The organism is Paenibacillus baekrokdamisoli (genome assembly GCF_003945345.1).
Lineage (GTDB): Bacteria > Bacillota > Bacilli > Paenibacillales > Paenibacillaceae > Paenibacillus_Z > Paenibacillus_Z baekrokdamisoli.
The window spans coordinates 2,190,603-2,214,194 of the sequence record NZ_AP019308.1 but is presented as its reverse complement, the minus strand read 5'-3'; the positions used below and the strand labels follow the sequence as shown (position 1 = coordinate 2,214,194).

Sequence of the window (23,592 nt, the reverse complement as noted above, 5' to 3'; positions counted from 1 at the left end):
ACCTCCCTGAACTTTCTGGTGAATTTACTTGTGTGATGGGCCATTTTATATTTTACCCAAATGCTGACGATTTCCATCTCATTCAATATTTTTTTCTGACCACAACTCACTTCCGGTTTTCTTTTTATGACTAACTGATATATCATAGGAGGATTGATAAACAAGGAGAGATACACCATGAGCAAGCTTACTCGCACGCAAACCATTCTGTTAATCGTATTTTTAGTTACCGTATGGGGAGTCAATTGGCCTTTATCCAAACTCGCATTGACATACACGCCACCGGTTCTTTTCTCAGGAATGAGAACATTATTGGGTGGCTTATTTTTGTTCATTGTCGCTGTTACGCGATATAAGCAATTACGTTTTAAAGAAACGTGGTTCATTTATCTGATCTCTGCTTTGCTGAACGTGGTCTTGTATTATGGGCTGCAAACGATCGGATTGAACTACATGCCGGCTGGTCTGTTCGCTGCTATCGTATTCCTACAACCCGTCTTAGTCGGGATTTTCTCATGGCTGTGGCTTGGAGAATCGATGTATGGTTTGAAGATCATAGGACTTATTCTCGGATTCCTAGGAGTAGGTGTCATCAGCAGTGGCGGCTTATCTGAGCATATCTCTTTCATTGGCATTTTGCTGGCCTTAGGTTCATCGCTTAGCTGGGCGTTAGGGACGGTATATGTGAAAAAAATAGGGTCTGCTGTGGATTCCATTTGGCTCGTAACGCTGCAGCTAATTATGGGTGGCTTGTTCATGACGATTACTGGTTCCAGCGTGGAGAGATGGAAAGATATAGTCTGGAACTGGACTTTTATCCTCAGTTTGCTATTTATCTCTGTGTTCGTCATCGCCATTGGTTGGCTAGTATTCTACAAACTCATGGACTCTGGTGAGGCCAGTAAAGTGGCTTCCTTTACCTTTCTAATTCCACTCCTAGCCATCCTTATCGGGACTTTATTCTTAAATGAGCCCTTTACCCTTTCTCTTCTGGTTGGGCTGGTCTTGATTCTCGTCAGCATCTACTGTGTGAATCGAACGCGTCGAGGAACCCGAGGGTAGTTTAGTTCTAGTTCTGGATGGAATTGGAATATAATTGGTGAAAGTTCCGTCTAGGTGTTGAGGGGGCGGACAATGAAACAGCAATTGATTCTAAAATGGATGATGGTACTGCCTATGTTTCTGTTCATCATTAGCTGCGAATCACAAAAGGGCACTAATGTAACGGGTACTAATGAAGCAGTTGATAAGGAGCTAACGCTTAACAAGCAAGGTAACGTCATCGCCAGGCACAACCAAATTGAGAATCTACAGACACTTGATCGTTTTCAAAATTTAACTGTCGATCGCAAGCCAGCTACGATTCGAATCGTTCATTATACCATTGAGGGTGATCCAATCTATTACGATCTCACCTCTAACACGGATCATATTACATTTATTAATGACAACTCAGAGGATGCATTCGGAAGTCCGAACATCCAAACATCGACTTGCGATCAATTATCCCGAACGGAAACGAAGACTAACATCAAGTATGATCTCAGCGGCTGTACAGGCAGCTATTCCGATCGTTTCACTGTCATGGATGTGGATTATGATGTCTCTAGACAGGATTACTTTGAATTTGTACTGAAATATGGAGTTGACCTGAAGAACGAGATAGATACCAACGGACAAAGCCTGACAATCGATCTTGGGAATGATCAGATGATGAATGTCTCGGACTTCCGGCTTACGTCTGCAATGAAACAGGAAGCTTATAAACAAATGGTTCTAGCGAATTATTTGGGGGAGAAAAAGTTGTCTAACGTCTGCAAAAAGTCGCCGTATGTTAGCTATTCCCTAGAGGTGCGAATCAATAGTGGTAAACGGGATTTCTCATGGGCTGCATGTGACACGAGTGAAGATGGACTAGTCATGACGAAGCTGGCTGAGAATATCATCCAAATGGTCAAATTAAGTCCTGAGTATCCGAAGTGAATCCGAAATCGCACCCAGCGCGGTTTTATTATTTTAAGGGATCAAGTTCCTGTCTTTGAGTTTGGACAAGTACTTGGTCCCTTTTCCGAAACTGGGCAAGAACTTGATCTCATTTCTGACGGGAGCTTTATGAAGGTTGTTCCTGTTGTCTGTATCTTCATCCAAACTGATCCTTCGGGCTTACAATTTAGCGATGGGATGAGCACTTAGAAAAACGATCGTTCAACCCCAGCTACTGATAAATTCACCTCTTAAACAGAAGTGTCAAGCAGTAAAACTGGCTGACCTCATTTATCCGACGGATATCGTAGATAATGCTGGTTGTGGCCATAATTTAACGGGCAGTTTTGCATGGTGGTAACTTACTATTATTGGTTTCAAAGGACTGGATTATTTTGTATGATGGAAGTAAAAAAGAGAGGTTATACTATGAACCCAATTATGATTGATTTTCCTGATGAGTTTTATACAGAACGACTAGTGATTAGGATGCCCAAGCCAGGGGATGGTAAGGTTGTAAGTGAGGCTGTTAATGCGTCTATAGAAGATCTAAAGCCATGGATGAAGTGGGCACAGGCTATGCACACCGAATATGATTCAGAAGTTGGAATTAGAGAAGCACACGTTAGGTTTTTACGCCGAGAAAACCTAAGACTTCTTGTATTTTTGGAAGGATTCCGGGCAGTTTATAGCTTCTTCGAGCTTACATAACATCGACTGGGATATACGGAAATTTGAGATTGGCTACTGGATTGACACTCGTTACAGTGGAAACGGGTATATGACTGAAGCAGTTCAGGGTATCTGTAATTTTGCATTTAATCAGTTAAATGCTCGAAGATTGGAAATACGTTGTGATACAAAAAATACTAAAAGTAAATCAATTCCTGAGCGGTTGAAGTTTAATCTCGAGGGTATTAGTAAGAACGAAGATCTCTCAGTTGATGGAAGTGAATTAAGGGATACGTACATATTTGCTAAGGTAAATTGACTTTTATAAACGGTCTGATAATGCTCTTAAACGATTTAAGAATTCAAGGAATAAGTCTACACAGAGGGCTTGGCTAAGATTCTCAATTATTCATTCAACTATTGTAGAACGAAAATTCAATAATCATATCAACTGATGGAGATGGGCACATGAAATTACACGTGAATACAAACATTTCTTCAAATGATCGTAATGCAGAAATTGGCTGGACCTGGTATTCTTCAAAGGTTTGGCGTACTCGATTGGTGCCAAGAAAGATGGCGTATTTCGAAAAAACAAAATTCTGTATAATGGACACATTCGGGATACAATTTTTTACAGTGTTGTAGATGTTGAATGGGCACAATGATGAAAGGTCAGGTGCTTTAGGGATGAGGATGGCTTACATTCTGTTTGACAAGATGACTACGTTAGATTTTGTTGGTTTTTATGAAGCTGTAACATGGATGGGAATTCTAAAAGCCAAAGAAAATATGTCGTGGGATTTTTGTTCGAACAAAGAACAAATCACCGATGATAGAGGATTAACTATAAAAATCAATCATGTTTACCCAGACCTTTCGGTCTATGATTTGATATTTATTCCTGGAGGGTTATCTACAAGGCAACTTAGGTATGATACTGACTTTATCACATGGATTCATACTGCACGAGATGTAGAGTATAAGGTGTCAGTTTGTACGGGAGCATTAATTCTGGGGGCTGCAGGATTTTTAAATGGAAAAAGAGCAACAACAAATCCTTCTGCATACGAATTATTGACACCTTATTGTACAGAAGTTATTAAGGAGCGTTTCGTAAGAGATGGTAACATTTTTACGGGCGGAGGAGTATCTGCTTCCATCGACTTGGGTCTGTATTTCATAGAATCGCTTACTAATGAAGAGGTAGTCCAACAAGTTCAAGAAAAGATGGATTATCCATACTATACTTCGAGGGACGGAACGCGATAGCTGAATAAACTCATTACGAGGCTGTTGGCACGATCGGCAGCCTTTCGCTCACCGAGGGACGGGCAGGATTGCTTAATGATTTCGCGAATACTCCAAAAGTCATCTATATAAAGAGGTGCATCAAATGAATCCCTTAAAGGAGTGTAATAACTAGCCGTGAGTATAATTCCCAGCCTTGTTTTTACTCTGCCTATTGTTTTACTGATCGTATTTTTGGCGAATTGGTTTGCACTATGGTTTAAACCACTCAATATTGTTTTGTTAGGTATTCAGCTAAGTATCACAGGTATATTTATGTTACTATTGTGGTTGGTATTAAATCACAATGTTGACGAACATCATTATGGCGCGTTGGCATACTTTGCTGTAGTAATCTCTATTTTAGGCCTTTTATTAAGTTGTTCTTTTGCATTGAGAAGGCATTAATTAAAACCCAGTAGGCAAACGTCTGTCGTGGTTTCTAGACACGATAGCGGAGGAGCTCGTTATACAGCAGCTCCTCTTTTTATTGAAGTAACGGGCAGATTAACGCAACTTTATATAAGCCAAGACGTTAGGAGTTGAAACGGAGATGAATATGAGAAAGAAAATTAACACCTATTCCATTTTTTTTTCTCAATTTTATGTTGGGTTTTCTTTCTATCGGGATTCACCTCTGTTTTACCTGTTAATGGTCATATAATAATACTTTGGATGGTCATATTTGCCTTATTAATGAGTGCGGACTTGGTGGATGCATGAAGGTGGTACAGGGGACCACGTAATAGACCTGGACAACATGAAGGCGTGAGGAAATAGAGGGGGAGGTTTAACTCTACATTCTTCCATATACTGCACGCATTCTCCACGCCGCCCCTGGAGGTTTTCACTCCCACGTTTGCTAATCTTCATCTGTCCGGTCCATTTGCCTGAGCTTGCTTCTGCGAAGTTTAATCCGGCATGCTAAGGGTAAGGCTCTATAAAGCAATCACCTGATAAGAACAAAAGACTTCGCTAAGAAAGCGAAGTCTTTGTTATTCTTATGACAGGATGGAGGTTAAACAAATTTACCATTCTGATAATCCTGATAGGCTTCTCGAATTTGCTCTTGCGTGTTCATAACAAAAGGGCCATATGCGACGATCGGTTCGAGAAGCGGCTCTCCTGCATAGAGAAGCACACGAAGATAGGTTACCGCGGTGATTTCAACTTCGCTTGTCTGCTTGTTCTCCGAACGACTTAGGTGCAATACCTGCCGCTTGGCACCCTTCGTCTGTTCACTTCCGAAAAGGCCTTCACCCTCAAGAACATAGAGAAAACCGTTATAAGAACCAGGAAGACCTTGTTTCACACTTATACCAGGCTCTAAAGTAAACTCAACCATTGTGACTGGGACATAGTTCTGCGTAGCGGCTTGAACATCACCTGAAGCACCGGAGAATACGCGAATGACAGCCCCTTCCTCAGTGCGAGTTGGCATATTGGTACTTCGTAGATTCTGATATCGGGGCGCTGTCATTTTGTCCCCACTTGGCAGGTTAATCCATAGCTGCAGCGAGTGTACTCTATTACCTTCCGCTGGATCTTCCTTATGAATAACGCCGCGTCCTGCCGTCATCCACTGCGCATCACCTGGAAGCAGCTCGTCCTTGTCCTCCGAAGTGCTATCGTAATGCTCCAGTTTACCTTCTATCACATAGGTGACGGTCTCAATCCCTCTGTGGGGATGCACATCGAAGGAACCCCTCTCGAACCAATCCTCCGCTAGAAAAAGGAACGGATCATTTTCTTCGAATTGACCATTTTCCAAAATGAAACTATTCTGATGCTTGGGATTGATAATATTGATGTGGGCGGAACGTACTTTTGTAATGCTGCGTGAATAAACGGCATTATTATCACTCATGGCACTAGGCCTCCTTTATATATCTTAGGATTTAGCAGCTAATACAATCTATCAGAAAGTATAGGTTATCAACTTTCTATAAGCAAGTAAGGGAACAAGAACGAAACCAAATAAACGATTGAATTAAACGACCGAATTATTTGCCTATCAAGGAAAAATCGCGTATATTAGTATGTTCAAGCTGTTACGCAGGGGGAATTAAATTGGCAAAGAGTAAAGTGGCAAAAAGACCGACACGAGATGAATTTGTACTCGAGGAAATCGGTAATCAATTAAGTGAAGCGAAACAAGAAAATTCGGAGATTGTATTGACGGTTTGGGGCTGGGAAGAGCCTGTCCGCGGTCAAATCGTGGTGATGGATTCAAGAACCGGTAAAGTTCATATCGAGCATCTAGGGGTAACTTCGAAGGTTCCATTCATGGATATAATGAAAGTTGATTACCCAAGGGATTAATCGCGATCATGGATGAATGTTTGGTAATTTATCACCGCATACTAACCGAATGCACCACTCACATGTGGTAAGCATAAGGATAAATAAGGCGGTTATGTTTATGATAAATGTAGAATCACCATTCGATTGGGATATTTTCTTATTAGCCGGCGTGGGGTCAACCCCTGCCATTTTTAATGATTGTAAGCGAGAGCTTCAACAAAGGTTCCATGAGATAGACCGAGACCCTGTCATTTATTCGTTATTTCCTTATGGGGATCATACGCAAGCGCTCTGGAGACAGCTGCTTGTGGTACGCAAAGATCTATCACGTCTAAGCAAAGCCGTCATGTCTGGGGCAAAAGTCGTTGCCGAGCAGGTTCGTCAGCTCTCAACAGGACGCCCAGCCTTGTTCATCGGACATAGCGCAGGTGGTATTGCTGCCTATCAAGCAGCTGTGATGTTGAGCATGCATGGTGATATACCTGACTTTCGCGTTGTTCAGGTAGGCTCTCCGAAATTGCCGATTCCTAGCGAGTTCTCTCACCAAGTTAGCTATTTTCACTCCGTAGATGAGCATGGCAAGAGCAATGATCCGATCACCCGAATCGGCAGCTGGGGCGGATGGAATCGGAATCGACTTGGCCTGCTATATTGGGATCGGTCGAAATACGCGCCAGGCTTTGTGAAGACGATTACTGTAATCGGCGGACATGCAAATTATTTTCGCGACAGAGATCCCTTTATCCATCCTGTTCGTGGCTCCAACCTTAAGCTAACACTGAATACCATTTGGGATCAGATGACTGATGAAGCTAAACCCGAAACCTTCCTGCAAGACTTTCAACCTCATCCATATTAAAAGCATCCATCCACGTAATTGTGATACTATAAGACTATCATTCATTGATAGGACGGTAACTATGCTCTATTACTTCTTCGCGCTGCTAACGGCGGCCCTCATCCTGTTGATTAATAACCATCGGAGTGAGACGAACCGTTGGGCAGTTTTTTTCTTAGGCAGCGCTTCTATTGGAGGATTATCCGACTGGCTGACCGGGGCTTCCTTAGACGGTTGGTTGAAGGCCGTTCAGTTTATGAACCATACCTTAACCCCCTATGGGGTGCTCATCTTCAGTATCGTTTATTCCGAACGGCTTCCCTCGGCTAAAGTGAGATTGTACTTGAAAATAGTCTTTCTAATCCCTGTCGTCACGATGCTGGTACTCACACCCTTTTCTCCCAGTCTGGTCATTGATTATCGCTTGCTGCTCATTTGGACAGCCCCGTATTATCTGGCCTCCTGTTTGCTGCTTGTCGTCTCGCTTTGGAATGAAGAGAATAGAAGGAAAAAAAGGAATCGGTTCATCGCCACTATCATCATCGTTCCCACTTTACTTGCTGTACTGGTGCTGATCAATGTCGCAAATGTGGTTTCACCCGAGTTTCATTTCTTCCGATATGTGTCCTTGTTCATTATCTACTCACTCACTTTGGCGGTACTATGTACCTTTGTTTACGGTGTGCTTGGTGTTAAGCTTCGCTTTGAACGAGATCCATTGGAGAGCGCCATGAAAGCGGTCAGCTCCGGAACTACAATACTCAACCATACCATTAAGAACGAAATTGGTAAAATCGCGATTAGCTCTGAGAATTTACGCGCGAATATTTCGGAAGCCGATGATGAATCTAGGCAGCAGCTGCAAATTATCGCCAATGCGTCGGAACATATGATGGCGATGGTGACACGTATTCATGGCCAGATGAAAGATATTATTTTGCGAGAGATGCCTTACCGTCTGGATGTATTGGTAGAGGAGTGTCTCGCTCAGCATCGGAATGTGCTTGAGGATCATAACGTAGTTATCCAGGCCGAGTATGGTTGTCAGCCAATCGTTGTTTGTGATGCGGTTCATCTCAAGGAAGTGATAGGGAATCTGTTAATGAACGCTCTGGAGGCAATGCCAGGTGGAGGTATCGTGCATATTCATGTGAATGCCCAAAGACAAGGTGTTCATTTGTCCATTCGAGATCATGGAAAGGGTATTCCAGCTGAGGAACTTGCGCATGTGTTCGAACCCTTTTACAGCACGAAGAACCAATCTCGGAATTTCGGCCTAGGTCTGTCTTATGTTTATAATGTCATGCAGAAGAGTGGCGGTTCGGTCGAGATGTCGAGCATACGGGGTGAAGGCACGCTGGTCATTCTTTACTTCGCACGAAAGAAAATTATTCGACTGAACAAGGGGGAGCAGCAATGAGTCATATCAAAGTCGTCCTTGTTGAGGATGATCCGGATTGGATTAAAGCGATGACCGTGTTCCTAAATAAGGAAGAGGATCTACTTCTTGTCGGTGCCGCGACAAGCTCTACAGAAGCGATCCAACTGGCACGGACACTTACATTCGATATCGTTCTGATGGATATCCAGCTTACCGGCAGCAATCTGGATGGCATACATACAGCAATGGAAATGCATGAGATCCATCCTGCCAAGGTGATCATGCTCTCCTCTTTAAGTGACGAGCATGTGATGACGCAATCTTTTACCGCAGGAGCCGTTAATTATATTGAGAAAAGCAATTTCAAGGAGCTTCCTCATGCCATACGAAGCGCCTATCATCACCCGACTGCCATGGATGCGCTCTTGAGGGAATTCTCCAGATTGAAGCGGGAAGAGCAATTGAAGGAGCTAACCACTGCCGAGCGGGAGGTATTCGAGCTCATCGAAGAGGGCTATACACAGCCGGAGATCGAGAAGAAGCTGTATAAGGCTGAGAGTACCTTGAAGAATCAAGTGAATAAGATGCTCAAGAAGCTCGGTGTGAAGAGCAGTAAAGAAGCTGTGAAGAAGGTTAAGCGCAAAGGGATATTTTAATTGATCCCATTGTTGTTCAGGGGGTACTACGTTATGTAGTGCCTCTTTTTGCTATGGTTCTAAGAAAGTTGGAACTGAGCAAAGAGGCAAGAGGCGTCTACAATAGAGGTAGAGATAGAGAGGGAAGGGGTGGCAGGTATGCAAAAGCATCATGACATCGGCTATTCGAAGCCGGTTATCCTGCTCATTGATGGTGAATGCAGCTTATGTCATGCGATTACCCAATTTGTTGTGAAACGTGATCCACGTGGACATTTTCAATTTGCATCTCTTCAATCACCTATTGGACAGCGGCTGCTGCAGGAACGAGGATTGCCTGCCAATGATTGGAACACCTTTGTCATGATTCAAGGGGAAGGGTATTTTACCAAATCGGATGCAGCACTCCGGGTCTTGCGCGGCCTGCGCGGTCTTTGGCCTTTATTATATAGTGGACTAATTGTTCCCACATTCCTCCGAGATCTCGTATATGATCTCATTGCCAATCATCGGTATCGATGGTTTGGTAAAAAGGATGTCTGTTTACTGCTAACGCCAGAGCTCAGAAGCAGGTTTATAGATATAGAGTAGAGGAAGCTAAAGTGAATATAGAGGATGTGGCTGACCATGAGAAGTAAGCCTATATATGTTGAAATCGATATGATGACTGATCTTGAGAAGCTCTGGACCTATACACAAACGCCTAAGCTGCATGAACAGTGGGATTTACGCTTCTCCGAGATCACTTACCTGCCCCGCGAAAAGGGAGATGATGATCAACATTTCCTTTACCGTACTCGTATCGGGTTTGGACTTGCGATTGCAGGGACAGGAGTATCCAAGGCAACGAATCCATCCAGTAAGGAAGAGCGGACATCCACTTTATCCTTCGGCTCGGAGCAGGCGATATCGCTCATTAGCAAGGGTGGTGGTTATTGGAAGTATCGGACCAACGGAGACATGGTTACGTTCGTCACACAATACAACTATCAGACACGGTTTGGTCTTCTTGGGAGGTGGCTTGATCGACTCTTATTCCGTCCGTTATTCGGATATGCCACGGCTTGGAGCTTCGATATGCTGCGAATTTGGCTGGAGAAAAGCATTCCGCCCATTGTCAGCTTGCAGCGAGCTGTTATTCATTACTTCAGTGTAGGTATGCTCACCCTTCTTTGGTTGTTTGAAGGGATCGTACCTAAGCTGCTCTATCCGCAAGCAGGCGAGCTTGCTATTGTACAGCAGACAGGTTGGTTCGCTGGATGGGAGGGGCAGGTGCTTCAGCTTCTCGGTTATGGGGAAATTATATTTGGCCTTACTGCTGCGCTGCTGCACAGGAGGAAAGAACTATACGGGCTGCAAATCATTCTCTTATTCGCGCTTACCATGGCTGCGTTCATAAGAAATCCTGAACTGCTTCTAGCCCCATTTAACCCACTGACGCTCAGCGTTCCGATGATTGGATTTTGTTTATTAGCAGGCTGGTCGAGCCGTGATTTGCCAAAAGCAGGTCGGTGTAAACGAAAAATGTAAATTCACTCTTCTGGATGTGGAAGTAATCGGGAGGTGACAGCTCGGATATTCGCAGGAGTGACTAGGAGGTCAAAATAATGGCATCAATCTATGAGCAAGTGCTGGGCACGTCGTTTAAGAAGCTCCATCCTCGTATTCAGGAGCGTTTTGGATTCAACAGTAGAGATCGGGTAGCTTCAATCGGACGTGGTTTCATGGATTCCATATGGTATAACAAATGGGCAGCACTGCCGCTTTATCTAGGGTCAACTAGAAATATCATGTTCCCGCAAGGGGGTAACCATATTCCTTTTACGATTGAGAACTTTGCCTATCAGGACCAATTCGAACGGGAGACCGTAACATGGAACCGCAAGTTCAAGTTCTCGAATGCGATTAGACGCTTCGACGCTACTATGGTGTACAGCCCAGAGCGATCGTCGATCGTCGATTACTTGGGTAACAAGCAGCATTTAGCTGTTGATCTCGCGATTCGTGCAGGGCAGCATGGCGGTATACATATTCGTTCAGGTGATCAGCGTTTCTACGAAGGCTGGCTCCAGTTTCGCTTCCCGCGAACGTTCACGGGAACAGCAGATGTCTGCGAATGGTACGACGATTGGGAAGACCAATACAAAATTTCGGTAGAAATTAACAACCCAATACTAGGCCCCGTTTTCCGATATAAAGGCTCCTTTGAAGCTCAGTTCATCGATCTCAATTCGCACCGTATCCCCTTGGATGCCAGACCGCTTCGCGAGGAGAAGCGGGAATGACTCGAATGGCGAATATTCGGTAACCTTTTCCATTATTATGCGTCTAAAGGATATATTCGAGCCGATTGTGAAGTGTAAGGCTCTTCTGGAGTTGATCAGATGAAAGGATCAGTAAGCAATAAACGAATATTTTGGCTAATCGTTACATTGATTGCTTTCATACTAGCAGGCATCCTTGCAGGCTGCATCTATTATTTCCGTACAGACAACCGAATGACTAGTAAAGACTTTAACAACCAGTTAGCATTTGATGGGATCCAATTGGGTATGACCGAGGAAAGACTTATTCAATTATGGGGTGAAGGTGAACACATTGAAGGCTTCGGGGGACATATTAAGAAATATAAAAGCAAGCAAACAGCAATTGGAATTGCGGGTGATTCGGACAATGACTTTTATAAAGGCGTTACCTTACTAGAAACTTCCAATAAGCAATACGCTATTTATGGCGTGCATGTTGGTGATTCAGTAAAGGCTACTTATGCGAAGCTTGCCAAGTTCGGCTACAAACCGGACTTTTCTGGAATCTACATGAATGGAGAGTTTGTAATTTCACTGCAGGGCAAAGAGACCATTGAGACCATTCAAATATGGTTTAATGATAAAGACTTGAGGGATAGGGTCTATTAGAGGAGAAGGAGAAACCATTGAAATAAAGCATAAATCATTCAAGTTGAACATACCTATGGTAGTGGGAGACGTTCAGCTTGTGCTTGAGAGGAGAAGCCAGAACGAAGGAGCATTATGAATATCATGGAGGTAATGCAATGAGCGCAGAGCTACTCATTCAGTTACTCATGCTTATCGTAATGATCATCACTCTCGTAAAGAAATCCGAATAGGGATGTAACATGCAGATACCGGGATGGCCATTATGGCAATTCCGGTTTTTTGTTCAACTATAAGAAAGTATAAGTTTTCTCAATACTTTGCTTATATTTCAGAGGGAAGAAACTTGCTTCGCTGACCAATCATTACCGCTTTCTAAGGAGCTTTAATGATTGTTTGATCAAAATGGTCCCCACCATGCTTCCAGCAGATGCTGCGAGAAAAGAGTGGAGGGGCATCTTCAGCATGTGAAAGATCGCCGTGCCTGCTAAGAGATCGATGATGATAAATTTCTTTATCGTTGATAAAGGTATGACCACCATTACGAATGGCGGATTATTATCCATTTTTAACAATCCTCCTTATGTCTTTAACAAGTTTGTCTTCTAATGTCTTGCCAGGTTTGTCTTCTAATGTCTTGCCAGGTTTGCCCTTATTACAGCGTAGGTTTTGAGTGCTTGAGCGACTTTTGTGCGCAGCACAACGGGAGCACAAGCACCAAAACCGGAGCACAAGCACCAAAACCGGAGCACAAGCATACGGTTTATTCTATTGCCTTAAGCCTTTGTCCTATTCGTATATAAGGATTATTGATTCTCATCTAAGAGATTCCAATAAATGTGAAGAAGACCGTCCCAAAGTGGAATCACTTGGAGACAGCCTCTCAGATTAGTATTCTTATATCGTTTAATAGCGAGTAATGACATCCAATAATTCTCGGCCAATACCCAGCTTATATCCGCTCGAAGTGTATCGAATACGACCCTGTGAATCGATAGCAAGGACAATTGGAAACTCTCGAACAGAAGCTGCCCCGGTCGGAGCGAGTAGGGCATCCAATCCCTTATAGGCGAGATCCTTGCGAAACGTTGCGCGCTGCGGAAGTGAAGAATCCGAGTCCAGAGCAAATGACGCGGTCAGCTTATCTTCTCCTGCTGTTAGTAGAATAGGGCCTCCCCAGTTGTCAAACTCCTTAGCTAGCTCTTTGAGTTCGCGTAGCAGATGTTTGGATGGTTCACGATCCGGTTCAATCCACACAAGGACGGCACCATGTGAATGAACAGCATGACCGATCTGAATCTCAGGGCTGAAGAGGTTAGCTTCGAGCACCGCCTCATCAAGTACCCCAAGAATAGGTATATCAACCTCCTTGCTTCTAAAGATCAGTTGAACCTCCGTTGTTTCGCCCGGCTGGATATCGAAGAAAGCCATCCTTACTCTAGCTGTACCGCTTGGAAGTCTAGTTCCTGTCGTTAGTCGGTAGTGTCCACTAAGAACCTCAAACGGCTGATCGAAGACGTCCGTTTTGCCAAAAGGCAGAGTCAGCGTCTTGAATAGACCTTCTTCCCAGCGTGCGATCGTGAAATTATTATAGTACGCAGCTTCTTGATTATCTGCCGAAGTATCTCTAATAAATTGGCAGTAGCCGACCGCTGATTTAGGAGTTGGAGAGTAATCCGGTTGAACAGGTGAATCCCTCAAATCATCAATCGTTTCGACTAGGGCATCCGTCCAGCTTCCTTTACTCCAAAACTGCGGTCGCTGATCATTTGGTTCAAGCCTTGCCGGGATGCCAAGACTTCTTGCAGCAGCGGATAGCATTATATGCAGGCTTAGCCGGTCTCCTTTCTTTAATTCAAAGCTTCCAACTGGTGTAGCTGAACCCTTGTAATGATTCAAATCTTCAATGACTTCAAACTCACTAATAAGCCGATCATATAGTGCTTGTGGTTGTTTGCGATATGCTTCTTGTTCTTCCTGAGTGAAAGCTTGTTGGAAATTTTCCCGAAAAGGGAGGAGCATCTCAAAATGAATGCGCGGACAAAGAATATAAGAGCTGAACAAAGCCTCATTATGTTGGTTCAACAAAGACATCGTGCCTAATAGATGATCGGTCAAGGTAGGACGGTTCGTATCCGTTAAGTCTTTCTTGTTCAGCGACTCCAACAGCTTAAGGGGCCATTCACTATGAAGCTTGGTCTGCTCCTGCAGAAAAGCCGCGATCTCATGACTGTTTCCTCGTGCTTGCTTTAGTAAAGCCCACACACGATCTGCTGGAAGCATCAGCTCAGCAGCAAGCTGGTCAGACTGATTCTCATTTACGAAAGTCGCTTCGTATGCTGCTCGAATTTGTGCGCCCTCTTGAATTCGTTCGTTATTCCGCTGAATTTCCTCATCCGTGATGGTTTCCTGCTCCGTATCGGAGACGACAGGAGGCGGATCCATATCGAATTCCATGATCTGTCCTGGTATAGGTTCTGTACTTGCTAAGACAATCGTGAATTCATCGCTGTCCGCAGGATGAATGATTGCCGTATTCCAACCATTAGTCGAAGTGGCGTGAATATAAATATGGCCAAAGCCTGTAGTTAGGGAAACTTCACCTCTAGGGTCTGTTCGCTTGTGGAGAATCGTGGTAAATTCAGAATAGTTATATAGCTGAAAGTAGACCTGTGCATCCGATGGGGATCCGTCTTGGTTCTGAATCTTGACTGTAATCGTCTTGTTCTTGGCATAGTTAGGTAACAAATTAATCTCTGTGTACCAGGAATGCTGTAAAGTTATTTCTTCAGGTCCCGCGTATTGGGCCGGAACACGGGTATTTACGAGCATGGCTCTCTTGGCGGGAGCACGGAACCAGCCATGATTAAGACGAGCTTCAGGCTCGCAAGCACCTAGAAAATGCCATTGCCCATCTGCCCAAGCTTCTACCCAAGCATGATTGGAATCACAGTGCGCCCAGCGAGGTGTATAGCACTGTCTTGCTGGAATACATAAGCTGCGCAGAGCAGCAACCGCCAAGGTTGACTGCTCTCCGCAGCGCCCCAGAGTGGTGCGTATAAGAGTTAGAGGAGAGACTGTTCGGACATCGTTACCGGTATACGTGGCTTTCTCATGACACCAATAGTTAGTTTCAAGAATGGCATCGTTTAAAGTAAGTGTCTTCACGCGATCAAACAATTGATCGAAAAGAAAATCACGACTATCTTCAATGTTCTCATTATTGACGCGATAAGGAAGTACAAAATGCAAAAATAAATGATCAGGAATATCTTTTCCCCAGGGAACAGCATCTCTGATTTTCAACGTTTTGCGAATGTGACTTAAGAACATGTCTCCGTTATAATCGGCAAGATCGTTTAGCGGCATATAGGCGAATAGAAACTGAAGCAGCATGGTTTCTTCTTCTGTCAGGTCCTGTTGAAACACTTGGAATAGCTGTTTATCCCTGAGATGTGCAAGCTGCTTCTTATAAGTAAACTTTTCTTGAATCATCTCTTTCTGTAATAATTCCAGTAAATGGGAATCGTTCATAATTGAATATATCCTCCTTCAAACAAGTTGTTATATTTAATTTGCATTATAATCTTGTAATTTGATATAATCAATAAAAGAATTTAATATGGAGCGAATGGGAAGTGAGTTGTAGTGCAGCCCGATAATAAGCCATTATATATGATCATCTTTGATGATCTGAAGCAGAAAATTATTGCTGGGGAATATTTGCCTGATCAGCAGCTTCCGACGGAAGTTGAATTAGCGGAACAATCAGGAGTAAGCCGTATTACTTCGAAACGGGCTTTAATTGAATTGGAACGTGAAGGTCTGATTTATCGCAAGCGCGGCAGCGGCAGCTACGTGAAGAAGCAAGAGGACCCTACCAGTAATGAAACAAACATAAACAATTCAAATCCCATTATTTCGATGATAGTGCCCTACATGGCCACAAATGAGTTAGGCTTTATTAAAGGTGCATCGGATTATTTGGACTCTAAAGGCTATTACTTGAGTATTCACGACAGCAATTGGAGCAAGGAAAAAGAGAAGGAGCTTCTACTTCGTATTCCTAAAAATGGCCCAAGCGGCATTATTTTATATCCAATCAGCACGATGAGCAATGTCGAGCTGATCCATGCGATCTATTGGAACAACTACCCAATCGTGACGATTGATCAATATTTTGATGGATCGCCTATTACTAGTGTTGTTTCAGACAATTTTGAGGGCGGATATTTGACAGCGGAGAAGCTGATTGCGCTGGGTCATGAGCGAATCGCCTTCATTTCCAGCATTAGTATTGAATTCCGAAGCTCTGTTCGGGATCGGTATCAGGGCTATTGCAAAGCATTGCGTGATCATAAAATTCCTATCGATCCAGATCTCGTGGTGACGGATTTCTATCGCGAAATCAATAACTTAACGAGCAAAGCCTATTACAAATCCATGTTGGCTAAACTGCTTGATTCCGGTGCAACAGCTTTACAAACGGAGCATGATCACGTTGGGGTCGAACTGCTTAAGAATGCGCTTGAGATGGGTATACAGGTTCCGGGTGAGTTATCGATTGTAGGTTTTGATGATCATATCATCTCTCAGCATGTTGAGGTGCCGCTTACGACCGTAGCGCAGGATTATAAAGAAATTGCTCGTAAAGCAGCTGAGCTGATTGTGAGACAAGTGGAAAGATTGGATATGGAACAGCACAAAATCAAAGTGCCTGTACGTTGGGTGGAAAGAAAATCGATGGCGGTTCAAACGGGTTTACTTTCTGAAAAAAGTTAATCGGGTAAACAAGAAGAAACGGCTTCCGCCGTCCTTGGCGGCGAAGTAAGTTTCTTCCCTCTGAAATATAAGCAAAGCATAGAGGAAACTTATACTATCTTATATTTTGAAAAAGAATGCTGACTACATCGGTCAGCATTCTTTTTTTTCTTTTATTAAGTATAATTAAAATAATTTATTTTTGAATAGAGTATATTCAGTATTTACAAAAAAACAATCGCCCACTATAATAACTTCTATGAGCAAGCGATTAGAGTATACCTAATATTAGGTGGGGCGATTCTTTAGCCAAGGTATGAATTGCTTCTTCATTCTTAAGCTCATTTGTAAGCGCATTCTCTGTGGAATTTTACAAGGATAAGGAGGGTTAACCGGGTTGGTGTTTACCAATTATGCTGCAATGTCTTCATAACAGACCTTTTACAAAAAATTCGGATCCGAAATGGATGATGGGGGATTCTCAATGAGAAAAGTTAAATCTGTTTCTTCTTTATTGATCGCCTTAACGTTAACAGCTACTGTCGTAGGCTGCAGCAGCACAACAGATAACAGCAATAAGGTTAATCAGGGTAACAAAACGACCAGCAATAACACGAAGACTGATGGGAATACGACCAAGCCAGATAACACAGCAGCACCAGCGGAACCGGTCTACGATCTGAAAGGTCAGAGCATCAAAATCGGTGTGTGGTATGACGATGCAGATCCTAGACTTGTGAAAGAAAAGGGCCCAGCTGAAGAGGCTCAGATCAAGCTTATTGAAGCGGCAGAGAAAAAGTATAACTGTAAAATTGAATACGTTAAATTCGGCGATTATGGCAAATACGTTGAGAATTTCACGACTACCTCTCTCTCCGGAACTCCTTTTGCAGATATCGTTCTTCTTGAATTGTTCTGGGCATTCCCGCAGCTAGTCAATAAAGAGTTTATTCAACCGGTGGACGATTACTTGGATTTGAAAGATCCCAAGTATATTAATTGGATGAAAGTTGGAGGCAGCTATAAAGGCAAGCAGTATGGAATGACGGATTCTTCGCCTTCTCCTTATGGCATGTTCTACAACAAAACGCTAGTGCAGAAGATGGGATTGGAAGATCCTTATACGCTTCAGCAAAAAGGTGAATGGACATGGGAGAAATTCCGTGAATTTGCCAAATCAGCCACAAAGGATACGAATAGTGATGGAAAAACCGATGTATTCGGCGTCGCTGGCGCATACGGAAAGGTTAAATCTCTAACGGAGCAATTCGTTTACACCAACAAAGGATCGCTTGATAAGGATGCAAACGGGGATATGAATTTCTCCATGAATAGCGAGAATTCCATTGAAGCTCTACAATATGTTTCCGATTTATACAATACGGATAAATCCATCATGCAGCCTGTACCTGATGATGCAAGCAAAGAGTTTATTGCTGGCAAAGGCGTCATTTATGCTGGATTCAGCTGGGAGCTTGGCGGCTTAGTCGACAATATGAAGGATCAACAGCTTGGTTATGTGTTCTTCCCGAAAGGACCTAAAGCTGACAAGTATGTGTCTTACACGCCATTTGGCAATATGTATATGGTATCGAAGTATTCGAAGAATGCAGAAGTGGCCACGCGGGTTCTGGATGAAATTAGTCTTCATGATGAAGGACGGAAACTGTCCCAGCAAGCTTGGGAGACCTCCTATCCGAGCAAAGAGTCCCTGGACACGCGCAAGCAGATGTCTAACAGTATTGAGTATATCTCGTATTATGGAATTCAAGATGGCGAGAAGATGTTTGAATCGGTTGTGAAGGATATTACCGTAGGCAAGGTATCACCAGCAACTGCCGTTGATAAAGTGAAACCGCAATTCGAAGCCAACATGAACAAGCTTCTTGCAGATAGCAAATAATACGAAGTCACTCTTATTAAATCCCCCTAGTCATCAATCGAATCGTATCGTTAACTAACGGACTAGGGGGATTGTTTTACAGGAGGGAGAAACCAATGCGGCGACGACTTGTTAAAGTAACTTCTGTGCTGCTTATCGTGTCCACCGTTATATCCGTTTACTTACTTGAACCGAATTGGACATCCCATACAGTAAAGGCATTAAATAATCAATCCGGGAAGCTTCCTGAGCTTGTGCCTATTGCTGGTTCCTTCAAGGAAGGCGGATATGACGAATACGTATCCAAACATAAGAATGCTCCTATGGATGGGCAGCCCATCATTATCGAAGGTGAGAATTACAGCAAGGTGCAGGGGATGAAGGTTTCCGTGCTTGAGAACTACAAAGGAGAGCATGGAAAATCAATTTTAACGCAAGACACGGGAGAAATCACTTGGACATTTGATGCCATGCAGGATGGACTCTACAACCTATCCATGAAATTTTACAGTGAACCAGGAAAACAATCCGATATCGAAAGAGAATTGAGAATAGACGGAGCCCTGCCATTCAATGAAGCGATCAGCTTGACCTTCAACCGGATATGGAAGAATGAGAAACAAACCTTTGACCGCGATGACCGTGGCAATGATTTGGTGCCCAACCAAGTTGAAGTGCCTATGTGGCAGCAAACGCAAATGAAGGATAGTACGGGCTTTTATGAAGAGCCTTTTTTATTTTATTTGTCGAAAGGAAAACACTCCTTATCGTTAACTTCGGTTAAAGAACCGCTTGTTATCGATCAGCTGAAGCTGTCACCACCGGACACAACGCCTTCTTATAAAGAAGTTGCGAGTACATATACGAAGAACGGCTATGAACCGGTCCAAGGGGTATTAATAAAGCTGCAGGCAGAACAAGCCTTATACAAATCCTCACCGAATCTTCTTCCTTATAATGATCATGCTAGTCCAGCTGTAGAGCCTTTTCATGTATCCAAGCTGCGCAATAATGCGATGGGTGGCTGGGGCTGGAGATTGCCAGGTCAGTGGATAGAGTGGGAGATCGATGTTCCACAAGAGGGCTTGTATCAAATGGCCTTTAAGAATCGGCAAAATTATATGAGCGGCATGTCCGTTCTCAGAACGATGTATATAGATGGCAAGCTGCCATTCAAGGAGCTTCAATACGTTCCATTCCCTTACGGCACCTCGTGGCAAATGAACGTCATTGGGCAGAGTGAAGGAGAACCGTATTTATTTCATCTTGCCAAAGGGAAACACCGGATTCGTATGGAGGTTACGCTGGGCGAGCTGGCACCGATTCTCAGATCCGTTCAATCGAGTATCCTTGCTTTGAATGCCATGTACCGCGAAATCATTAGCTATACAGGTACGGTTCCAGATACGTTCCGCGATTATAACCTCGAGCAGCGAATTCCGACTATGACCGAAGTTTTCCGTGAGCAAAGCAAGCAGCTGGAGCTCATTGCTGAGCGAATGGAAGGACCCTCTGGAACTAGCGATGAGCGAACGGCTATTATTCGGACGATCATTTATCAATTAAATAATATGGCTGATAACCCGGAATCGGTGCCGTCTCGAATCGATACGTTCAAAACAAATGTAGGCGCATTAGGATCGTGGATGTTGTCCATCAACGAGCAGCCGCTTGCCTTGGATTATCTAGTGGTAAGCTCACCGAAAGCTAAGCTTCCAAAGCCGGAAGCGAGCAGTTGGACCAAGCTCGTCACTGGTGCGAAGTCATTCGCCGCATCCTTCTATGAGAATTACGATGATTTCTCCGGGGTGCAAGCAGGAGGTCAAAGCGTTTCCGTATGGGTGACTTCAGCGCGCGATCAGGCACAGGTCATTAAGCGATTAGTGGATGATAGTTTTACTGAAAAAACAGGCATTCATGTCAATCTAAAGCTGGTTAGCGGTGATGTATTACTTCCGTCGACAGTAGCCGGGAAGGGCCCGGATATCGCCCTTCAGGTCGGGAACGATTTGCCGGTCAACTATGCAAGCCGCAGCGCACTTGTAGATTTATCGGCGTTTGAAGGTTTCAGTGAGATAGAGAAGCAATTCAGCCCAAGCGCTATGGTTCCATATGCGTATAAAGGCGGCTACTATGCCCTGCCTGAGCAGCAGACTTTCCCTGTTTTATTTTATCGAAAAGATATTCTGGAGAATGAGCTGCATTTGAAGGTTCCACAAACATGGAACGACGTGTATGAGATGCTGCCTATATTGCAGAAGCATAACCTCCAGTTCGGTCTACCGCAGAAGCCACTCGATTCACTTGGTAATGACTTAGTCAATACTAATATCATTACGCTACCGCCAAATCCGGCTTTAGCAATGTTCCTATTCCAGCATGGGGGACAGTTCTACAAGGATGGCGGAAAAGCAAGTGATTTGGACTCGGAGACGGCTATCGGACAATTCAAGCAGTGGACGGACTTTTATGTGAATTATAAGATCCCGATTGCGGCAGACTTTGCGAACCGTTTCCGTACGGGCGAAATGCCAATTGGAATTACTGATTACACCATGTATAACAAGCTAAGTGTGTTTGCTCCTGAGATCAAAGGGTTATGGAGCTTCGCCCCTGTTCCGGGAACGGTTGGAGAGGATGGAACGCTTCACCGAGAGGTGGGCAGCGGGGGATCTGCTTCCGTTATGTTCGAGCATACGAAGAATAAGGAAGCTGCATGGGCGTTCTTGAAATGGTGGACAGGTACAGATACGCAGATTGCTTATGGTCGTCAGATGGAAATTCGTATGGGAGCTTCAGCGAGGTATCCGACTGCTAATTTGCAAGCGCTAGCGGCTTTGCCATGGCCGACGAAGGACTATCAGAAGCTGAAGGAGCAATTACGCTGGGTACAGGGTATTCCGGAAGTGCCTGGTGGATATCTGACTGGTCGTAATATTGACAATGCTTTCCGCAGGATTGTTGTTCAAGGGGATGATCCGCGAGAAACAGTCGATAATTACGTCCGAATCATGAACGAGGAAATCACTTTGAAACGGAAGGAATTCCACATTCCTGACAAGAAATGAGGGGCTTACAATGAATCAACAAATAGTAGAGCGCCCCGTGATAAGGAGAGGAGAAGTAAAGGACGGCAGAGCTCCTCGTCGGTCACTTTGGCTCAAATTGACGCGAACTTTTATTGAAGCAAGAAAGAATAAACACGCTTATGTATTATTGGCGCCTTATTTTCTAATTTTCGGCACCTTTACGATCATTCCTGTACTCTTATCTCTTCTGCTTAGCTTCACCAATTTCAACATGCTTGAGAAGCCGGATTGGATTGGCTGGCAGAACTATGCGAGATTATTCGTGCAGGATGATATCTTCTTAATCGCGATAAAAAACACGTTTCTTTTCGCAGCTATCACAGGTCCAGTCAGCTATATGGCCTGCTTCTTATTTGCATGGCTGATCAATGAATTAAGGCCAAAGCTAAGAGCCTTCCTGACACTTATCCTGTACGCGCCTTCCATTGCGGGTAATACCTATTTGATATGGCAGCTGCTATTCGCAAGTGATTCTTATGGTTATGCGAATTCCTTCCTTATGAAATGGGGATTCATCATGGAGCCTATTCAATGGCTGCAGGATCCCCGCTATGTGCTCGGCATTCTTATTCTTGTTCAATTATGGCTTAGCTTGGGCACGGCATTTCTTGCCTTTATTGCTGGTCTGCAGAACGTAGATCGTACTTTATACGAAGCGGGCAGCATTGATGGGATTCGTAATCGTTGGCAGGAGCTGTGGTTTATCACGCTGCCGGCAATGAGGCCGCAATTAATGTTCGGGGCTGTCATTCAAATTTCGATGGCCTTCTCCGTGGCTGAGATCTCAATTTACATGATTGGGTTCCCGAGTGTGGATTATGCGGCGCATACGATCGTCACTCATTTGGTAGATTACGGAACGATTCGATTTGAAATGGGATATGCGTCGGCAATCGCAACCGTATTATTCGCGATTATGCTCGGAGCGAATCTTTTAACACAGAAGCTGCTTCATAAAGTGGGTGAATAGAGAAAATGAGAATTCCGATCAAATTACCACGAAGGTTGAATCGGTCTTGGTCCGTAGATATCCTGCTCATGCTGCTGCTTGCAGGTGTATCCTGCTTCATGGCGCTGCCCCTTGTTTTTACGATCAGTAACGCATTCAAACCAATCGACGAGATTTTCACGTTCCCTCCCAAGCTGCTCGTACGCAATCCAAGCTTGAAGAACTTTAAGGATCTGCTCGGTATCTTCAGTGATTCCTGGGTGCCATTCTCCAGATATGTGTTTAATACGTTCTTCATTGCTATTGTGGGTACGGTAGGACATGTCATTCTAGCATCGGCTGCGGCTTATCCGCTAGCTAAGCTTAAGTTTCCGGGGAAAAGGGTTCTTTTCACTCTCGTTGTCATGTCGTTGATGTTTACGGCTTATGTCACCCAAGTACCGAACTACATGATTATATCGATGCTGGGTTTAATCAATACCTATTGGGCCATTCTGCTGCCGGCCTTTGGGATGACGCTTGGCTTGTATCTGATGAAGCAGTTTATGGAGCAGATTCCGGATGCCTTGCTCGAAGCAGCAAAGATCGATGGTGCCAATGAATATCAGATCTATTGGAGAATCGTAATGCCAATTGTAAAGCCTGCTTGGTTGACGTTAATTATTTTCTCCTTGCAGAGCTTATGGACCAATGGATCTGTAACGAGTCACAAGTATATTTATAGTGAGCAGCTGAAGACAGTTGACTATGTATTCGGGCAAATTGCTAGTGGAGGACTTGCTAGAACAGGGCCGGTAGCGGCGGTTACGCTGTTAATGATGCTCGTGCCTATTACGGTATTTATCATTACACAGAGCAACATTATTCAGACGATGTCTACATCGGGCTTGAAGGAATAACAGGGGGAGCTATAG

19 protein-coding genes and 1 pseudogene are annotated in these 23,592 nt (G+C 44.0%); 17 read left to right on the top strand and 3 right to left on the bottom strand.

What is annotated here, in order from left to right; genetic code table 11:
* Positions 1-177: 177 nt before the first annotated feature.
* From EKN16_RS09795 to EKN16_RS09780, 4 genes and pseudogenes are all read left to right on the top strand, one after another.
* A complete protein-coding gene (locus EKN16_RS09795) occupies positions 178-1,062 on the top strand; it encodes a DMT family transporter (protein ID WP_125655909.1) in 885 nt (294 codons plus the stop codon).
* Positions 1,063-1,134: 72 nt separating this feature from the next.
* Entirely contained in the window at positions 1,135-1,983 is an 849-nt protein-coding gene (locus EKN16_RS09790) for a DUF4362 domain-containing protein (protein ID WP_125655906.1), read from the top strand.
* A gap of 429 nt (positions 1,984-2,412) precedes the next feature.
* Positions 2,413-2,974, top strand: a pseudogene (locus tag EKN16_RS09785) (GNAT family N-acetyltransferase).
* Between the two features lie 371 nt (positions 2,975-3,345).
* Positions 3,346-3,927, top strand: coding sequence for a DJ-1/PfpI family protein (locus EKN16_RS09780; protein ID WP_125666068.1), 582 nt, complete (start codon positions 3,346-3,348; stop codon positions 3,925-3,927).
* A 1,036-nt stretch (positions 3,928-4,963) separates the two neighbouring features.
* On the opposite strand, the gene EKN16_RS09775 is transcribed toward EKN16_RS09780, so the two are convergent.
* Positions 4,964-5,812: a pirin family protein gene (locus tag EKN16_RS09775; protein WP_125655903.1), complete on the bottom strand. Its 849-nt coding sequence runs from the start codon at positions 5,810-5,812 to the stop codon at positions 4,964-4,966.
* Positions 5,813-6,015: 203 nt separating this feature from the next.
* Between EKN16_RS09775 and EKN16_RS09770 the strand changes: the two genes are divergently transcribed.
* The 8 genes from EKN16_RS09770 (at position 6,016) to EKN16_RS09735 (ending at position 12,018) form a co-directional block, all read left to right on the top strand.
* The gene (locus EKN16_RS09770) at positions 6,016-6,267 is read left to right on the top strand and encodes a YolD-like family protein (protein WP_125655900.1); all 252 of its coding nucleotides are present in this window, start codon (positions 6,016-6,018) and stop codon (positions 6,265-6,267) included.
* A gap of 100 nt (positions 6,268-6,367) precedes the next feature.
* Complete coding sequence (locus EKN16_RS09765) at positions 6,368-7,108, top strand: hypothetical protein (protein WP_125655897.1); 741 nt, start codon at positions 6,368-6,370, stop codon at positions 7,106-7,108.
* A 61-nt stretch (positions 7,109-7,169) separates the two neighbouring features.
* Positions 7,170-8,507, top strand: a complete 1,338-nt coding sequence (locus tag EKN16_RS09760; RefSeq protein WP_125655894.1) for a sensor histidine kinase — start codon at positions 7,170-7,172, stop codon at positions 8,505-8,507.
* Positions 8,504-9,124 carry a response regulator transcription factor gene (locus tag EKN16_RS09755; protein WP_125655891.1) on the top strand — a complete coding sequence of 207 codons (621 nt, stop codon included), beginning with the start codon at positions 8,504-8,506 and terminating at the stop codon, positions 9,122-9,124. The genes EKN16_RS09760 and EKN16_RS09755 overlap by 4 nt, the downstream gene beginning before the upstream one ends.
* Before the next feature lie 138 nt (positions 9,125-9,262).
* The gene (locus EKN16_RS09750) at positions 9,263-9,694 is read left to right on the top strand and encodes a thiol-disulfide oxidoreductase DCC family protein (protein ID WP_125655888.1); all 432 of its coding nucleotides are present in this window, start codon (positions 9,263-9,265) and stop codon (positions 9,692-9,694) included.
* Between the two features lie 36 nt (positions 9,695-9,730).
* Complete coding sequence (locus EKN16_RS09745) at positions 9,731-10,633, top strand: DoxX-like family protein (protein ID WP_125655885.1); 903 nt, start codon at positions 9,731-9,733, stop codon at positions 10,631-10,633.
* A 77-nt stretch (positions 10,634-10,710) separates the two neighbouring features.
* Positions 10,711-11,388: a DUF4166 domain-containing protein gene (locus EKN16_RS09740; RefSeq protein ID WP_125655882.1), complete on the top strand. Its 678-nt coding sequence runs from the start codon at positions 10,711-10,713 to the stop codon at positions 11,386-11,388.
* 99 nt (positions 11,389-11,487) lie between these two features.
* Positions 11,488-12,018: a hypothetical protein gene (locus tag EKN16_RS09735; RefSeq protein ID WP_125655879.1), complete on the top strand. Its 531-nt coding sequence runs from the start codon at positions 11,488-11,490 to the stop codon at positions 12,016-12,018.
* 344 nt (positions 12,019-12,362) lie between these two features.
* On the opposite strand, the gene EKN16_RS09730 is transcribed toward EKN16_RS09735, so the two are convergent.
* Together EKN16_RS09730 and EKN16_RS09725 are read right to left on the bottom strand one after the other, a co-directional pair.
* Positions 12,363-12,563: a hypothetical protein gene (locus EKN16_RS09730; protein WP_125655876.1), complete on the bottom strand. Its 201-nt coding sequence runs from the start codon at positions 12,561-12,563 to the stop codon at positions 12,363-12,365.
* 340 nt (positions 12,564-12,903) lie between these two features.
* The gene (locus EKN16_RS09725) at positions 12,904-15,531 is read right to left on the bottom strand and encodes a transglutaminase domain-containing protein (protein ID WP_125655873.1); all 2,628 of its coding nucleotides are present in this window, start codon (positions 15,529-15,531) and stop codon (positions 12,904-12,906) included.
* A gap of 141 nt (positions 15,532-15,672) precedes the next feature.
* On the opposite strand from EKN16_RS09725, the gene EKN16_RS09720 reads away from it, so the two are divergent.
* From EKN16_RS09720 to EKN16_RS09700, 5 genes are all read left to right on the top strand, one after another.
* Entirely contained in the window at positions 15,673-16,779 is a 1,107-nt protein-coding gene (locus EKN16_RS09720; RefSeq protein WP_125666066.1) for a GntR family transcriptional regulator, read from the top strand.
* Between the two features lie 463 nt (positions 16,780-17,242).
* Positions 17,243-18,661, top strand: a complete 1,419-nt coding sequence (locus EKN16_RS09715; RefSeq protein ID WP_164522752.1) for an ABC transporter substrate-binding protein — start codon at positions 17,243-17,245, stop codon at positions 18,659-18,661.
* Positions 18,662-18,756: 95 nt separating this feature from the next.
* Positions 18,757-21,708, top strand: a complete 2,952-nt coding sequence (locus tag EKN16_RS09710; RefSeq protein ID WP_125655867.1) for an extracellular solute-binding protein — start codon at positions 18,757-18,759, stop codon at positions 21,706-21,708.
* 10 nt (positions 21,709-21,718) lie between these two features.
* Positions 21,719-22,699, top strand: a complete 981-nt coding sequence (locus tag EKN16_RS09705) for a carbohydrate ABC transporter permease (RefSeq protein ID WP_125655865.1) — start codon at positions 21,719-21,721, stop codon at positions 22,697-22,699.
* A 5-nt stretch (positions 22,700-22,704) separates the two neighbouring features.
* Entirely contained in the window at positions 22,705-23,577 is an 873-nt protein-coding gene (locus EKN16_RS09700) for a carbohydrate ABC transporter permease (protein ID WP_125655862.1), read from the top strand.
* Positions 23,578-23,592 lie beyond the last annotated feature (15 nt).

Coding starts and splice junctions, on each gene's coding strand:
- EKN16_RS09795 (WP_125655909.1), top strand. CDS start 178: ATGAGCAAGCTTACTCGCACGCAAACCATTCTGTTAATCGTATTTTTA.
- EKN16_RS09790 (WP_125655906.1), top strand. CDS start 1,135: ATGAAACAGCAATTGATTCTAAAATGGATGATGGTACTGCCTATGTTT.
- EKN16_RS09780 (WP_125666068.1), top strand. CDS start 3,346: ATGAGGATGGCTTACATTCTGTTTGACAAGATGACTACGTTAGATTTT.
- EKN16_RS09775 (WP_125655903.1), bottom strand. CDS start 5,812: ATGAGTGATAATAATGCCGTTTATTCACGCAGCATTACAAAAGTACGT.
- EKN16_RS09765 (WP_125655897.1), top strand. CDS start 6,368: ATGATAAATGTAGAATCACCATTCGATTGGGATATTTTCTTATTAGCC.
- EKN16_RS09760 (WP_125655894.1), top strand. CDS start 7,170: ATGCTCTATTACTTCTTCGCGCTGCTAACGGCGGCCCTCATCCTGTTG.
- EKN16_RS09755 (WP_125655891.1), top strand. CDS start 8,504: ATGAGTCATATCAAAGTCGTCCTTGTTGAGGATGATCCGGATTGGATT.
- EKN16_RS09750 (WP_125655888.1), top strand. CDS start 9,263: ATGCAAAAGCATCATGACATCGGCTATTCGAAGCCGGTTATCCTGCTC.
- EKN16_RS09745 (WP_125655885.1), top strand. CDS start 9,731: ATGAGAAGTAAGCCTATATATGTTGAAATCGATATGATGACTGATCTT.
- EKN16_RS09740 (WP_125655882.1), top strand. CDS start 10,711: ATGGCATCAATCTATGAGCAAGTGCTGGGCACGTCGTTTAAGAAGCTC.
- EKN16_RS09735 (WP_125655879.1), top strand. CDS start 11,488: ATGAAAGGATCAGTAAGCAATAAACGAATATTTTGGCTAATCGTTACA.
- EKN16_RS09730 (WP_125655876.1), bottom strand. CDS start 12,563: ATGGATAATAATCCGCCATTCGTAATGGTGGTCATACCTTTATCAACG.
- EKN16_RS09725 (WP_125655873.1), bottom strand. CDS start 15,531: ATGAACGATTCCCATTTACTGGAATTATTACAGAAAGAGATGATTCAA.
- EKN16_RS09720 (WP_125666066.1), top strand. CDS start 15,673: ATGATCATCTTTGATGATCTGAAGCAGAAAATTATTGCTGGGGAATAT.
- EKN16_RS09715 (WP_164522752.1), top strand. CDS start 17,243: ATGAGAAAAGTTAAATCTGTTTCTTCTTTATTGATCGCCTTAACGTTA.
- EKN16_RS09710 (WP_125655867.1), top strand. CDS start 18,757: ATGCGGCGACGACTTGTTAAAGTAACTTCTGTGCTGCTTATCGTGTCC.
- EKN16_RS09705 (WP_125655865.1), top strand. CDS start 21,719: ATGAATCAACAAATAGTAGAGCGCCCCGTGATAAGGAGAGGAGAAGTA.
- EKN16_RS09700 (WP_125655862.1), top strand. CDS start 22,705: ATGAGAATTCCGATCAAATTACCACGAAGGTTGAATCGGTCTTGGTCC.